This window comes from Flavobacterium erigeronis, from assembly GCF_054075165.1.
Genome location: NZ_JBSKGP010000001.1, coordinates 879,289 through 893,883, shown reverse-complemented (window position 1 = coordinate 893,883; position 14,595 = coordinate 879,289). Strand labels below are relative to the sequence as shown.

At 34.6% G+C, this 14,595-nt stretch carries 16 protein-coding genes; 11 read left to right on the top strand and 5 right to left on the bottom strand.

All coding sequences use genetic code 11. The features are described from left to right. Positions 1-2: 2 nt before the first annotated feature. From ACWA1F_RS03760 to ACWA1F_RS03740, 5 genes are all read right to left on the bottom strand, one after another. Positions 3-1,418 (bottom strand): sensor histidine kinase, encoded by a 1,416-nt coding sequence (locus tag ACWA1F_RS03760; RefSeq protein WP_456891820.1) that lies wholly within the window; start codon positions 1,416-1,418, stop codon positions 3-5. 234 nt (positions 1,419-1,652) lie between these two features. Continuing rightward, the gene (locus ACWA1F_RS03755) at positions 1,653-2,201 is read right to left on the bottom strand and encodes a CopD family protein (RefSeq protein WP_456891701.1); all 549 of its coding nucleotides are present in this window, start codon (positions 2,199-2,201) and stop codon (positions 1,653-1,655) included. Then, on the bottom strand, positions 2,202-2,768 hold the full coding sequence (locus ACWA1F_RS03750; protein ID WP_456891699.1) for a hypothetical protein: 567 nt from the start codon (positions 2,766-2,768) through the stop codon (positions 2,202-2,204). Positions 2,769-2,782: 14 nt separating this feature from the next. Beyond that, the gene (gene hemH, locus ACWA1F_RS03745) at positions 2,783-3,796 is read right to left on the bottom strand and encodes a ferrochelatase (RefSeq protein ID WP_456891697.1); all 1,014 of its coding nucleotides are present in this window, start codon (positions 3,794-3,796) and stop codon (positions 2,783-2,785) included. Positions 3,797-4,017: 221 nt separating this feature from the next. Beyond that, complete coding sequence (locus tag ACWA1F_RS03740; protein WP_306153895.1) at positions 4,018-4,893, bottom strand: AraC family transcriptional regulator; 876 nt, start codon at positions 4,891-4,893, stop codon at positions 4,018-4,020. A 227-nt stretch (positions 4,894-5,120) separates the two neighbouring features. Between ACWA1F_RS03740 and hemA the strand changes: the two genes are divergently transcribed. The 11 genes from hemA to ACWA1F_RS03685 all read left to right on the top strand — a co-directional run bounded on the left by hemA (position 5,121) and on the right by ACWA1F_RS03685 (position 14,566). After that, positions 5,121-6,371 carry a glutamyl-tRNA reductase gene (gene hemA / locus ACWA1F_RS03735; protein ID WP_456891695.1) on the top strand — a complete coding sequence of 417 codons (1,251 nt, stop codon included), beginning with the start codon at positions 5,121-5,123 and terminating at the stop codon, positions 6,369-6,371. Between the two features lie 127 nt (positions 6,372-6,498). Continuing rightward, positions 6,499-7,422 (top strand): hydroxymethylbilane synthase, encoded by a 924-nt coding sequence (hemC, locus tag ACWA1F_RS03730; RefSeq protein WP_456891693.1) that lies wholly within the window; start codon positions 6,499-6,501, stop codon positions 7,420-7,422. Next, positions 7,422-8,087 (top strand): uroporphyrinogen-III synthase, encoded by a 666-nt coding sequence (locus ACWA1F_RS03725; RefSeq protein WP_456891691.1) that lies wholly within the window; start codon positions 7,422-7,424, stop codon positions 8,085-8,087. The genes hemC and ACWA1F_RS03725 overlap by 1 nt, the downstream gene beginning before the upstream one ends. A gap of 50 nt (positions 8,088-8,137) precedes the next feature. Next, positions 8,138-9,163 (top strand): uroporphyrinogen decarboxylase, encoded by a 1,026-nt coding sequence (gene hemE, locus ACWA1F_RS03720; RefSeq protein WP_209572690.1) that lies wholly within the window; start codon positions 8,138-8,140, stop codon positions 9,161-9,163. A 147-nt stretch (positions 9,164-9,310) separates the two neighbouring features. Further along, positions 9,311-9,685 carry a hypothetical protein gene (locus tag ACWA1F_RS03715; protein ID WP_456891689.1) on the top strand — a complete coding sequence of 125 codons (375 nt, stop codon included), beginning with the start codon at positions 9,311-9,313 and terminating at the stop codon, positions 9,683-9,685. 1 nt (position 9,686) lies between these two features. Beyond that, positions 9,687-10,244 (top strand): GNAT family N-acetyltransferase, encoded by a 558-nt coding sequence (locus ACWA1F_RS03710; RefSeq protein ID WP_456891687.1) that lies wholly within the window; start codon positions 9,687-9,689, stop codon positions 10,242-10,244. Position 10,245: 1 nt separating this feature from the next. Then, positions 10,246-10,659 (top strand): hypothetical protein, encoded by a 414-nt coding sequence (locus tag ACWA1F_RS03705; protein WP_456891685.1) that lies wholly within the window; start codon positions 10,246-10,248, stop codon positions 10,657-10,659. 3 nt (positions 10,660-10,662) lie between these two features. Beyond that, positions 10,663-11,565 carry an oxygen-dependent coproporphyrinogen oxidase gene (gene hemF / locus ACWA1F_RS03700; RefSeq protein ID WP_456891683.1) on the top strand — a complete coding sequence of 301 codons (903 nt, stop codon included), beginning with the start codon at positions 10,663-10,665 and terminating at the stop codon, positions 11,563-11,565. A gap of 532 nt (positions 11,566-12,097) precedes the next feature. Further along, positions 12,098-12,556, top strand: coding sequence for an IS200/IS605 family transposase (tnpA, locus tag ACWA1F_RS03695; RefSeq protein ID WP_456891681.1), 459 nt, complete (start codon positions 12,098-12,100; stop codon positions 12,554-12,556). A gap of 99 nt (positions 12,557-12,655) precedes the next feature. Further along, on the top strand, positions 12,656-13,594 hold the full coding sequence (locus ACWA1F_RS03690) for a DUF4421 family protein (protein ID WP_456891679.1): 939 nt from the start codon (positions 12,656-12,658) through the stop codon (positions 13,592-13,594). 81 nt (positions 13,595-13,675) lie between these two features. Next, positions 13,676-14,566 (top strand): fructose bisphosphate aldolase, encoded by an 891-nt coding sequence (locus ACWA1F_RS03685; RefSeq protein ID WP_456891677.1) that lies wholly within the window; start codon positions 13,676-13,678, stop codon positions 14,564-14,566. The last annotated feature ends 29 nt before the right edge of the window (positions 14,567-14,595 follow it).

Genomic DNA, 14,595 nt, shown 5'->3' with positions numbered 1-14,595 from the left:
TTTTATGAGTTTGTGATAGGCAAAGAAACTGTAAAAGTGGTTCCTTTTCCGTAAGTTGACTCAAAGGTAATTGTTCCTTTGTAATTTTCTATAATGTTTTTGATAATTCCGAGTCCGAGTCCCATACCACTTGTTTTAGTGGTAAATTTTGGTTCGAAAATCCTTCCTATATCTTGCTTCTGTATACCAATTCCGTTGTCTTTTACGGCAATTTCAACATTACCCTCAAGGCGTTTTACCGTAACTACAATTGATTTCTGAAACTGGCTTTCTGGAATGGCTTGAGTTGCGTTTTTAACCAAGTTGGTAATAACACGAATTAATTGCGTACGATCCATTTTGGAAATGATTTCTCGTTCTTCGCTTTCAAAAACAATATAATCTTCGTTGAAAATATCTAACGCCAGTTCGACAACCTCAACGACATTCAGCGTTTCATTCTGCTGTGCCGGCATAGAAGCAAAGTTCGAAAATGCCGAAGCCACAGCTGTCATGGTATCAATCTGCTGAATTAAGGTTTCGGAATAATCATTCATTTTCTGCTTTACATTTGGATCGTTCGGATCAAATTTCCGCTGAAAACTCTGCACCGTCAAACGCATCGGCGTCAAAGGATTTTTAATTTCGTGTGCAACTTGTTTCGCCATTTCACGCCAAGCCTCTTCTCTTTCGCTTTGCGCTAATTTTACGGCACTGGTTTCGAGTTTGTCCACCATTCCGTTATAGGCTTTAATCAAGAAGTTTACCTCTTTGCTATTCGCTTCCAGAACGATTTTTTCGTTTTTCTGATCCAAGTTGGTTTCTTCTAAACGATCTGAAATGGTTTTAAGTGATTTTGTAATGTAAGTCGAAAGGAAATAAGCCAACGCGAAAGCCACGATCAACATAAAAGAATATACCTGACTCAAACGAATCAAGAAAGTATTCAGCTCGTTATCATAATAACCGTCGTCTTCTAAATATGGAAGATTTAAAATACCGAGCGGTTTGAATTTTTCGTCTTTTATTAAACTGTACGAAGATCTGTTTTTAACGCCGTCAATAGTTTTGATGTCGACAAATCGCTTTTCGATAGAAGAACGAACGAGTTTTAGAATATATTCTGGGATTGGCGGAGCGACTTTATCTACTGCAAAAGTCTCTTTAGAAGATTTGAGCAGTTTTCCATCAAGACTATAAATATTGATTTCAATTTTATGAATCTGTGCCAGTTCGTGGATTTTATCTTTAAAAATCAAATCCAAATTCTGCGTTTTCAACGGATAAGTAGTCGTTGCCAGAACATAATTGATGTGTTCTTTGACGGCATTTTCTTTTCGTTCAAGTCGTTCCTGATGGTATTCTTTTGCTTCGGTTTTAAATTGAATAATCGAAATCGAAGCTAATAAAAAAGATGCTACCACAATCAATACAATCATCGACAGGAAAATCCTGGTACGAAGCGAAAGCATTGACATTTTGAAGTTTAGCATCTGAGTTTTGTTTTTTTGTTGCCACGAATTACACGAATGGCACGAATTTTTTAGCCACAGATTAAAGGATTTTAATGATTTTTTTTAAAGTATAATTTGAAAATCCATCAAATCCTTTAATCTGTGGCAAAACTTTAAATAGAAATTCGCGCCATTCGTGTAATTCGTGGCAACTCTTTTTTATTTCTTCTCGCGGATTCTTTTGTAAAATCGGAATCCCAGCATGATTAAAACGGAGAATAAAATAATTCCGATTACGCCGAAAATCCAATTGATGGCGCTTTTTAAAACTACTAAAAAAACGACAGCAAACAAAATAATCGTAGCACCTTCATTCCATAAACGCATAAAGTTGTTGGTATATTTTACCTCATCGTTTTGCAGCTGTTTAAAAATCTGATGGCATTTTCCGTGATACAAATACAAAAGAAAAACGAAACACAGTTTTACATGCATCCACGGCATTTTCATCCAAACATGACCGGCTTCTGTAAAAAATAGCATCCAAAAAGCAAAAATACTCGCCAAAACTGCCGACGGCCATGTTATAATATACCACAAACGATAGGCCATTATTTTGTATTGCGCCTGTAGAATTTCTTTTTCTGGCGAAGGTTTGTCGTTGGCTTCAATTTGGTACACAAACAAACGCACGATATAAAACAATCCTGCAAACCAAGTGATTACAAAAATTAAATGCAGTGATTTTAAATAGTTATAGTATTCCATTTATTGCTTAAATGTTGATTTTTGAAACAGATTTATCATAGCATTGCCATACTCTTCGTCTTCATAAACTATTGAAGCTGTAAAAACTTTATCAATAAAAATGCTAGAGAAAATTACAACTGTCGCAACAGTCTTGCCATTTTCTGTAACAGCAATTTTTGATTTTCTAAATTTTAAACCTGAAATATTCTCACTCGTTACAGCATAATCTCCCATTTTACCTTTTGGATAGAGTTGACCTATTTTCTTTAAAAATAAAAAATCTTTCAATCTTAAATTGAGGTCAACCGATCTGTTGTCTCCAGTAACATCTTCATAATTAGCAGAAAAATAATTCTTATTATCTCTTTTAAAGGCAACAATAGAATTCTTTGTCTCAATCAAAAGTGGCGCTCCTTTCTCGACTTGTTCCTTCTGATTCACTTTTTCATAATCATCTGGAATTGCAATTTCCCAGTTAAATGTTTTATCAAAAAAAACGTTGTTCTCAAAAGTTTCTCTTTTTTTGCATCCCGATAAAATTATAGCAGCTAAAAAGAGAATCGACAGATATTTTAGTTTACTCATTTCAACAATTTCAATTACTTAGCCCAATCGTTAATCCAATTCGAAACGGTTTCACACCATTCGTCGTCGTCATTTAGACACGGAATTGCTAAAAATTCTTCTCCGCCGTTTGCTTCAAAATCTTCTTTTGCTCGCATTGCGATTTCTTCCAGAGTTTCTAAACAATCTGAAACGAAAGCCGGAGTTACAACCGCTAATTTCTTGATTCCTTTTGCTGGCATATTATCGATTTCAACATCTGTATAAGGTTCTAACCATTTGTCTCCCGCTAAACGAGATTGGAAAGTTAAACTGTACTTATCTTCAGGAAGCCCCAATAATTTAACGACTTGTCTTGTAGTTTCGTAACATTGATGGCGGTAGCAAAACTCATGTGCTGGCGATGGCGTGTTGCAACAAGAGCCGTCAATTTTACAATGCGATTTCGTTACATCGGTTTTACGGATATGACGCTCCGGGATTCCGTGATATGAAAATAATAAATGATCATAATCAAATCCAACCAAATGTTTCTGGATAGAATCTGCTAAGTTTTTGATATAATCAGGCTTGTTATAAAATGCAGGAACATCGGTAAATTTCATGCGAGGAAATTTCTTTTTGCGAATTTCCTCGGCTTTAACCAAAATAGTCAAAGTCGAAGCCATTGCATATTGCGGATATAAAGGAAAAAGCATTACATCTGTAACTCCTTTATCGTGCAATTCCTGAAGACCTTTTTCAATTGTCATACTTCCGTAACGCATTGCCAATGCAACTGGAACGTTTACTAATGGCTGTACTTTTTGTTGCATTCTTTCAGAAAGAACAACAAGCGGAGAACCTTCTTCCCACCAGATTTTCGCGTAAGCGTGAGCCGATTCTTCTGGTCTTTTTCTTAAAATAATACCGCGAACCAATAATGCTCTCAATAAATACGGAACGTCAATTACGTATTTATCCATTAAAAATTCATCTAAATATGGTTTTACATCTTTTGGTTGTGGACTGTCTGGAGAACCTAAGTTTACTAATAATACGCCTTTCATGTTTTTTGCTTTAGGCTTAGAGCCTTTATTTATTTTTAAAAATTTCCGCAAAAGTAAGTGCTGTACTTTATTAGAAATATGATAATTATTATTTTTTGTTTATGTTTTGATTTATAAAATTGATGTTCCAATAATTCGTTCGTCAGAAATGAGCGAATTGCATTCGGGCAATCAAAGCATTTTTAATTAGTGTCAATTTGTGAAATTCGTGGCGAAAAAAATCACACATTCGCATTAATCGACATCAAATATTTTTTTGGTGTTGTTCCGAATTTCTTTTTGAATGCGGCTATAAAGTGGCTTCCTGTGCTGTATCCAATCTTCAACCCTACTTCGTTTACATTATACGATCCGCTGTCTAATAGTTTTCTGGCGAAATCCATCTTGTAATCGAAAAGGAAACCATAAACCGTGTCGCCGTAAATTTGTTTAAAACCCATTTTGAGCTTTTTCAAATTCAGTCCAATTTCATCTGCCAATTCTTGCAATCCTGGCGGTTCAGCCATGTTTGCAATTACAATTTCTTTGGCTTTTCTGATTTTCAAAACATTATCTTCATCAATCAAAAATGGACATTGTTCTGCATTTGGATCTTCGGTTCTATTGAAGTACAAACTCAATAATTCATATCCTTTTCCTTTATAATAAAGATTTTTTATAGAAGGATGAAGGTTGTAATGAAACAACTGACTCAGCACAATTGCCATTGACGGACTGATATTTCCTTCGTTATAATATTTCTTATCCTTATTATCTGGACTTAAGAAAGTAATATAATTGGCTTCCGCCGAAAATAACGCGTGAAATTTCTTTATTGAAACAATTACAGAGATTGCCCACGAGTTTGGAGCCAACTCTAAATGAAGCGGTAATTCCTTTTGTGGATTATATAAAAGCAGTGATTTTTCCTCTTTCAACTCCAAAGCATAAGTACCTTGATTGAACAAGAATTTGGCGTTGCCTTTTATTCCGAAGTGAAACTGTATCAGGCCAGTACCTACAATTTCGTGCTGTGCAAAAAATGGCTCGGAACTGTCGTTTTGAAAACGGATCAGCGTAAAGTCGTCTTCAATTTTTATAATTTCTTGAGAACCCATAGCGATATTTTTTTGAAACGAAAATCAAAACAAAGTTCAAACGTTATTTAGAACGACTCTAAACTAATCACTTCAAATGAGTTGATTTTGCTACAAAAGTAGTCCTTTTTACTCAAAAACACCTATTTAGGATCAAAAAAACATACAGCGACATAAAAAGTACTTTTAGCGTTATTTTTATCGATGGTATAGTAATAATTTTGTTGCACTTTTATGAAAGTGAATTTATGGAAAACAATAACGTACCGAAACATCTTTATTTTTACTCAGTTGGTCTGAGTTATAAAAAAGCTGATGCTGAGGTCAGAGGTCAATTTAGTTTGGATGCCGTTGCGAAAACGCGATTACTGGAACAAGCTAAAAACGATGGAATAGAAAGCTTAATTGTAACTTCAACCTGCAACAGAACCGAAATCTACGGTTTTGCAGAACACCCATTTCAATTAATAAAATTGATTTGCGATAATAGTAACGGATCTGTTGACGCTTTTCAAAAAGTGGGATTCGTTTACAAAAATCAAGAAGCTATCAATCATATTTTTCGCGTAGGAACTGGTTTAGACAGTCAGATCTTGGGTGACTTCGAAATTATCTCTCAAATAAAAACTTCTTTTATTCATTCAAAATCAATGAATTTAGCCAATGCTTTTATGGAAAGATTGGTTAATGCAGTGATTCAGGCAAGCAAAAGAATTAAAAATGAAACCGAAATTAGTTCTGGAGCGACTTCAGTTTCTTTTGCATCCGTACAATACATTATGAAAAATGTTGAGAATATCAGCAATAAAAATATCTTATTGTTCGGAACTGGAAAAATCGGAAGAAATACTTGCGAGAATCTGGTAAAACATACTAAAAACGAACATATCACTTTAATCAACAGAACAAAAGACAAAGCCGAGAAATTGGCTGGAAAATTGAATCTGATTGTTAAAGATTATTCTGAATTACATTTAGAACTTCAAAAAGCGGATGTTGTCGTTGTGGCAACAGGCGCGCAAAACCCAACGGTTGACAAAGCGATTTTAAATCTTAAAAAACCTTTATTAATTCTGGATTTATCGATTCCGAAAAACGTAAATGAAAATGTAGAGGAATTAGAAGGTGTAACTTTAATTCACATGGATTATTTGTCTCAATTGACAGATGAAACTTTGGAAAACAGAAAATTACACATTCCTGCAGCAGAAGCTATTATTGAAGAAGTTAAAGAAGAATTTACAACCTGGATGAAAGGCAGAAAATTTGCGCCGACAATCAACGCGTTAAAAGAAAAATTAAACGCCATCAAAGCTTCGGAACTGGATTTTCAAAGCAGAAAAATTGCTGATTTTAATGAAGAGCAAGCTGAAATCATCAGCAACAGAATCATCCAGAAAATCACTACTCATTTTGCAAATCATTTAAAAGACGACGACACCATGGTTGACGAAAGCATCGAATGGATCGAAAAAGTCTTCAAAATAAAAGCATCATAAAAACATAAAACCTTATATTTAAACCATATAAGTAATATAAGTTCATATTAAAAGCGCTACTGATTAGTTTTGCTCAAATACAATTCTAAAATGAACTTATATTACTTATATGGTGAAATTTTTAAAAATGGCAGAAAAGACGATCAGGATAGGGACGCGTGACAGCGAATTAGCACTTTGGCAAGCACATACTGTTGAGAAACAACTTAATGATTTAGGCTATAAAACTTCGATTGTTGCTGTTAAATCTCAGGGTGATATTATTCTGGACAAACCCCTTTATGAATTAGGGATTACTGGAATTTTCACTAAAACCCTTGATATCGCGATGATAAACGGCGATATTGATATTGCGGTGCATTCTATGAAAGATGTTCCGACTGCTTTGCCAAAAGGAATTGTTCAGGCAGCGGTTTTAGAAAGAGCTAATGTTTTGGACATTTTAGTTCATAAAGGAAATCCTGATTTTGCTAATCCAAGTACCATTGCAACCGGAAGTCTGCGTCGCCAGGCACAATGGTTCAATAGATACCCAAATCACACAGTTGTTGATTTACGCGGAAACGTAAATACGCGCATGCAGAAATTGAACGATAATGATTGGGATGGAGCTGTTTTTGCTGCTGCAGGTTTAGAACGCATCAACTTAAAACCAGAAAACGTTATTAATCTGGATTGGATGATTCCGGCGCCGGCGCAAGGAGCGATGTTGGTTGTGGCAATGGAAAATGACAATTATACTCTTGACGCACTTTCGCAATTAAACGATATTGAAACAGAAATCTGTACACACATCGAACGTCAGTTTTTAAGAACGCTCGAAGGCGGATGTACAGCACCAATCGGGGCTTTGGTTCGCTATAACGAAGATGAAGATACTTTGCATTTTCAAGGTGTTTTACTTTCTGTTGACGGAAAACAAAAACTGGAAATCGACAAAACGGTTGACATTTCAGAATGGAAAAAACTAGGTTTTAATTCCGCTCAAGAAATTTTGAATAATGGCGGCGCAGAATTGATGGCATCTATTAAAGAATCTTTGAAGAAATAATGGCGAAACCGATTCAAATAGTATCCACTAAAATATTACATCCGCTTTTAAAACAAGAGCTGGTAAAAATTGGTCTCGAAGTTATTGAAGCCGACTTCATTAAAACCGAAAACAAATATTTCAAATTAGAAAACCTCAACGAAAGTCTGATTTTTACAAGTCAGAATGCCGTCCACAGTGTTTTATCTCACCCAGAATCAGAAAAGCTCAAGACAAAAAACGTTTACTGCGTTGGCTTAAAAACCAAATCGCTTTTAAGCGATAATGGGTTTAATGTTATGGCTTACACGGGTTACGCAGCAGATTTGGCCGAAATTATTGCTTTGATTTACAACAAAGAAAGTTATACTTTTTTCAGTGGGAATTTAAGACGAGATACGCTTCCAGAGGCTTTACAAGAAGCTGGAATACAATTCAACGAAATTCAAGTTTACGATACTTCGTTAACGCCACAGAAAATAAAAGTACAACCAGACGCTTTATTATTTTTTAGTCCGTCTGGGGTAAAAAGTTATCTGAAAGAAAATAAAATTAATAAAGAAATCTGTTTTTGCATTGGAGAAACCACTGCCGAAGCTTTACAAAAAATCACCAAAAACATCATTATCGCCAATCAGCCAACAGTTGAAGATGTGATTGAAGATGTAATTAACGAATATAAATAAAAACCTTTGCAACTCTGTCACTTTACGACTTTGCAACTAAAATAAAAAACATGTTAAAAAACGACCTATTTTTAAAAGCATTAAAAGGAGAAACAGTTCAGCGTCCGCCAGTATGGATGATGCGTCAGGCAGGAAGATATTTACCAGAATTTAGAGAACTGCGTGATAAATATGATTTTTTTACACGTTGCGAAACGCCAGAATTAGCTGCGGAAATCACAGTTCAGCCAATTCGCAGAATTGCTCCAGATGCGGCGATTTTATTCTCAGATATTTTGGTTGTACCACGTGCAATGGGAATTCACGTAGAATTAAAAGACAATTTAGGTCCGATTATTCCAAATCCAATTCGTTCTTTGGCAGATGTTCATAAAGTTTATGTTCCAGATGTAAATGAAACTTTAGGTTATGTTTTCGACGCTGTAAAACTGACTAAAGAAATGTTGAATGATGAAGTTCCGTTAATCGGTTTCGCTGGTTCGCCTTGGACAATTTTCTGTTATGCCGTTGAAGGAAAAGGTTCTAAAAGTTTTGATACTGCTAAAGGTTTCTGTTTTTCTAATCCAGCTGCAGCGCATACTTTATTACAAAAAATTACAGACACCACTATTTTATACTTAAAAGAAAAAGTAAAATCAGGCGTAAATGCCGTTCAGATTTTTGATTCTTGGGGAGGAATGCTTTCTCCAGTTGATTATCAGGAATTTTCATGGAAATACATCAACCAGATTGTTGATGCTTTGGCTGACATTACTCCGGTAATTGTTTTCGGAAAAGGTTGTTGGTTTGCACTTGGTGACATGGGTAAAAGCCGTGCGTCTGCTTTAGGTGTTGACTGGACTTGTTCGGCTAGAAATGCTCGTTATTTGTCTGGAGGAAATATCACTTTACAAGGAAACTTTGATCCTTCAAGATTGCTTTCTCCAATTCCGACAATTAAGAAAATGGTTCACCAAATGATTGACGAATTCGGAAAAGATAAATATATTGTAAACTTAGGTCACGGAATTTTACCAAATATTCCTGTTGATCACGCTAAGGCATTTATTGATGCTGTTAAGGAATACGGGAATTAATATTCAGTGTTCAGCTTTTTAGTGTTCAGTTTTCTTTGAAAAGTTAAAACACATTCATAAAGTTCCGCAGGAACGATTTATTTTGTAGCCACGGATTTTAATCCGTGGAGACGAAATGAAAACATTCAGAATAAATCAAATCTACAAATGCTCAACAAAGGCCTAAGAGACGAAGAAAAAATCAGAATCGATAATGTTCTTAAAACATTACGAACGCTCATTTTTGTACCTTACCCTTTGGACAGCTTACAATTAGCAAATATTGAAGAGCAACTAAAAGATTTCGGATTAAACATTGAAACTTTGGTTGATTATTCAAATGAAGAATTAATTTCGTTGTTGATGCTTCTTCATTTTGATTGGGATCATTTAGAACAATTTGCCGATTTACTTTTGGAATTCTCTAAATCAGAATACGATTTCCAAGAAAAAGTTTTGTCTATTTATCAATACATTCAGCAGAAAAGCAACGTTTTTTCTTTCGGAATAAATGCTAAAATCGCTTCACTCAAAAACCAATAAAATGAGTTTTACAAATTGGAAAACAGACCGAATTGAAAATATTCTTCCTGAAGAGTTTTATAAACTAATTGAAAAGAATACGAATCATATTGCAAAAACTTTCCCTGTAACACTCGCTAATTCTGATTCTTTATCGAAAGCAAAAGATTTTATTGCGGTCAATTCAGATAAAGAGAAAAATAACGAGGGATTTTTCTTTTTTGCCAGAAATACAAATACCAACGAACTGATTGGTTATTTGTGTGTAAAAACAATCGATTATCGCATTTCTAAATGTGAATTAGGCTATTTTATTGACGAAGATTATCAAGGAAAGGGAATAACATCTAAAATGGTTTCTGAAGCGCTTGATTTCTGTTTTAATGAATTATTGATGAATAAGGTTATATGTACATCGGAAGTTAATTTGGCCAGTCAGCGAATTGCATTGAAACACAATTTTAAACAAGAAGGAATTTTACGAGACGAATTTAGAAATGGTGATGGAGAGTTGCAAAACTCGGTTTATTTCGGATTGCTTAAATCAGAATACGAAGAAAATTTATTAGATAAGCAATAATATGATTTCACTTGAAGAAATATCTGAGTTTGAGTTTAAAAATTTAAACCCAATATATCAAGGTTTTTTTGTGATGCTTTTTTTTGCAATATTCGTCAGTACTTGTTCCTATTATTCTAACGAAGCCAAAATGAGTAAAGATGCATATATAAACATGTTTGGTGAAAAATTTTCTGGATCACTCGTAAAAAAATATTTAGACAAACAAAACCACATGAATCAGACCTTTAAATTGAAGGATTCAGGTATAATTTATGTTTATCCTATTATTTGGGAAAATACTGAAATCGGAGATTCATTAGTAAAAAAAGCAAATTCTAGATTTGTAAAAATTATAAAAAAAGATACCACAATCGTGATTGATATGAATATTGCATTCAAATATCATGATACTTTACTGGAAAATGAAAAATAAAAAATGAAAGATAAATTTTACGCATACATACAAAACTTACAAGACCAAATCGTAGCTGGATTAGAAGCTGTTGACGGAACAGCTAAATTCCGTGAAGACTTATGGAAACGTCCAGAAGGCGGCGGCGGAAGAACGCGCGTGATTGAAAACGGAGCGGTTTTTGAAAAAGGCGGTGTAAACATCTCTGCCGTTCATGGGAAACTTCCGGAAACGATGCAAAAAATGTTTGGTGTTGGCGAAGCTGATTTTTTCGCCTGCGGATTAAGTCTGGTGATTCACCCGAAAAGTCCGATGGTTCCTACCGTGCACGCCAATTGGCGATATTTTGAAATGTACGATGAAGCTGGAAATGTGATTCAGCAATGGTTTGGCGGTGGACAAGATTTAACGCCTTATTATTTGTTTGAAGAAGATGCGGTTCATTTTCATCAAACTTGTAAAACAGCTTGCGATAAGCACAATCCGGAGTTTTATCCGAAATATAAAAAACAATGCGATTCGTATTTCTGGAATGCACACCGAAATGAAGCGCGCGGACTTGGCGGTTTGTTCTTTGATTATTGCAAAGCAAATGAATCAATGTCAATGGAAGATTGGTACAACTTTGTAACCGAAGTTGGAAATAGTTTCCTTGAAGCGTACGTGCCAATCGTAGATAGAAGAAAAAATCTTTCGTATACACCAGAACAAAGAACATGGCAGGAAATTCGTCGTGGCCGTTATGTTGAGTTTAATTTAGTTCACGATAAAGGCACTTTATTCGGATTAAAAACCAACGGAAGAATCGAGAGTATTTTAATGAGTTTGCCTCCGCATGTGCAATGGGTTTACGATCATCACCCAGAAGTGGGAAGCGAAGAAGAGAAATTGATAAATGTGTTGGCAAATCCGCATGAATGGCTTTGATGTTTATTTTAAACATTAAGTTAAAAATATGTCGCTCCGCTGGAGCTTATATCTAGACATTTCAAATTATCTATAAATATTATGCTCCTCAGGGAGCATTTTTTATACATAAACTTTACAGGAGAAACGAAGTTTTTTGCATTTAATTTTCATATTAAAAGTAAGCTTCGGAGAAGCTAGATATTTATAGAAAAAGATGATCCTCCCTCTCCAAAAAGCTCCAGCGGAGCGAAATATTTATAGAATAGAATCGTCAAATATGGAAAATGCTTCCGCATAAAAAATATGTCGCTCCGCTGGAGCTTTTGTGGTTGGTAATTATTTTGTTCTATAAATATTTGGCTTCACCGAAGCCCTTTGTAACTATTATATTTAAGAAAAGCTTCGGAGAAGCTAAATATTTATAGCAATTTAGAAATGATTTAGATAAAAAGCTCCAGCGGAGCGACATATTTCACAAACAAAAAAAGAAATACTTATCCTACAAAATAAAATTATTAATTAGCTTTGCCTTTCAATAATTTAATTAAAAATGGCGGATACTTATTCTCAATTATATGTTCAAATTGTTTTTGCGGTAAAAGGAAGACAAAACTTAATTTCCCAAAAATGGAAAGATGAAATTTATAAATATATTACAGGAATTATTACCAATCAAAAACAAAAACTCATTGCTATTAATGGAATGCCAGATCATATTCATATCTTAGTTGGAATAAAACCAAATATTACATTATCAGATTTAGTACGAGATATAAAATCCAATTCATCAAAATTTATAAATGAACAGAAGTGGACAAACGGTAAATTTGAATGGCAGAAAGGTTTTGGAGCTTTTTCTTACAGCCATTCACAATTAACAAATGTTATAAAATACATTGAAAATCAGGAAGAACATCATAAAACAAAAACATTCAAAGAAGAATATATCGCATTTTTGAAATTGTTCGATATTGATTTTAAAGATGAATATATTTTTGCTGAAATATAATCGCGCTCCGCTGGAGCTTTGTTGTTGTCTACTAATATAATTGCTATAAATATTTTGCTCCGCTGGAGCAATTTGTAAACTAACATATTCTCTAGTTGAATGAATTTAAAACCAATTTACATACTCTTTTTCACCAGCATTTTCGGATGCTTCGCTCAAAACGACACCCTACAAAATCGGTATTTTAAATCGTACAATGATAAAATTACCGCCAGTGTTTATTATTTAGACACCTCGAATAGTTTTCAGATTACTTCAGATATTGAGGAACCAAAATTCTATGTTGATCTTATTCCGAATCGGCGCGAACAGATTGGTTTTAGCTTAAGCTACAGAATTATTGACATTTCGATTGGTTTTGCACCTAAATTCCTGAGCGGCAATACGGGCGATTCAAAATCTAAGAACTTCAATTTCCATACCCGTTTTTATTACAAAAAATGGATGCAGTCCTTTACCTTCATCAACCAAAAAGGATTTTATATTAGCGATGATAATATAACGGCTCAGTTGCCAAACATGCGAACCACCAAAATCGGAGGATCGACTTCTTATATTTTCAATGATAAATTTTCTTTTAAAACCCTGACGAGCCAAAACGAATGGCAGACTAAAAGTTCAGGAAGTTTTATTCCGTCCTTCTCTTTTTATTATACCAATCTAGATTTAAACACTCCCGATTCGTCACCTGGCGATTTGTATGTCTTTACCCTTGCTCCTGCTTATTACTACAATTTTGTAATTAGCGATAGGGTTTTAATTGGTGCGGGATTAGCTTTAGGCGCAGGAGTTAACGATATTGACGGAGACACCTCAGCTTTGTACCAAGCCGATTTTAATTTAAAATTAGCTTATAACAACGATCGTTTCTTTGGTTTTGCAAGTCTTAATACGGTAAGTTTTGCCCAAGACGACAAAGTTGATCCGAGGTTAAATGACAATATTGCTACCGTTAAACTTTCTGTTGGTTACCGATTTGATCCTCCAAAAAAGGTAAAAGAAGTTTATGACAAAGTCAATGAGAAAATGGGATTGTAAGAAATTTTACAGTTCATTAAGAATTAGGCGCGAAAAAATTCTTAATTTAGAGAGATTTAGAAAAAACTAAAATTCATTATTATGAAAAATATAGAACAATTAAATCTCATGCATACCGGAAAAGGATTCATTGCTGCATTAGATCAAAGCGGTGGCAGTACACCAAAGGCATTATCGCAATATGGCGTTCAAGAAAACCAGTATAAAAATGAAGAAGAAATGTACACGCTTGTACATGAAATGCGAACCCGAATTATAAAAAGTCCAGCTTTTGACAGTAAATATATTCTAGGCGCTATTTTGTTTGAAAACACCATGGATCGCAAAATCGACGGACAATGGACGGCTGAATATCTTTGGGAGAAAAAACACATTATACCGTTTCTAAAAGTTGACAAAGGTCTTACCGATCTTGCGAACGGCGTACAATTAATGAAACCCATAGAGAATCTAAACGAATTATTGGATCGCGCTGTGGAGCGAAAAATCTTTGGCACCAAAATGCGTTCTGTTATTAAAGAGGCAAATGCAATTGGGATTCAGGAAGTTGTCGGACAGCAATTTGCAGTTGGTTTACAAATTTTCCAAAAAGGATTAGTTCCTATAATTGAGCCTGAAATTGATATTTACAGTACAGACAAACAAAAATCTGAAGAAATACTGAAAGTCGAAATCCAGAAACAGCTTAATTTATTGGACGAAAATGTAAAAGTTATACTCAAACTTTCTATACCAACCGTAAATAACTTTTATAGTGATTTAATGAAAGATCTGCACGTGGTGCGTGTTGTGGCGCTTTCGGGCGGATATTCTCGAGAAGAAGCCAATAAGAAACTAGCAGAAAACCACGGATTGATTGCGAGTTTCTCAAGAGCTTTGTCTGAAGGACTGACGGCTCAGCAACTCGATTCGGAATTTAACGCTCGATTAGAAAGCTCAATTAAGGAAATTTATGAAGCTTCGATTCAATAAAATCATAAAAAAACCCTGAAGCAATCCGT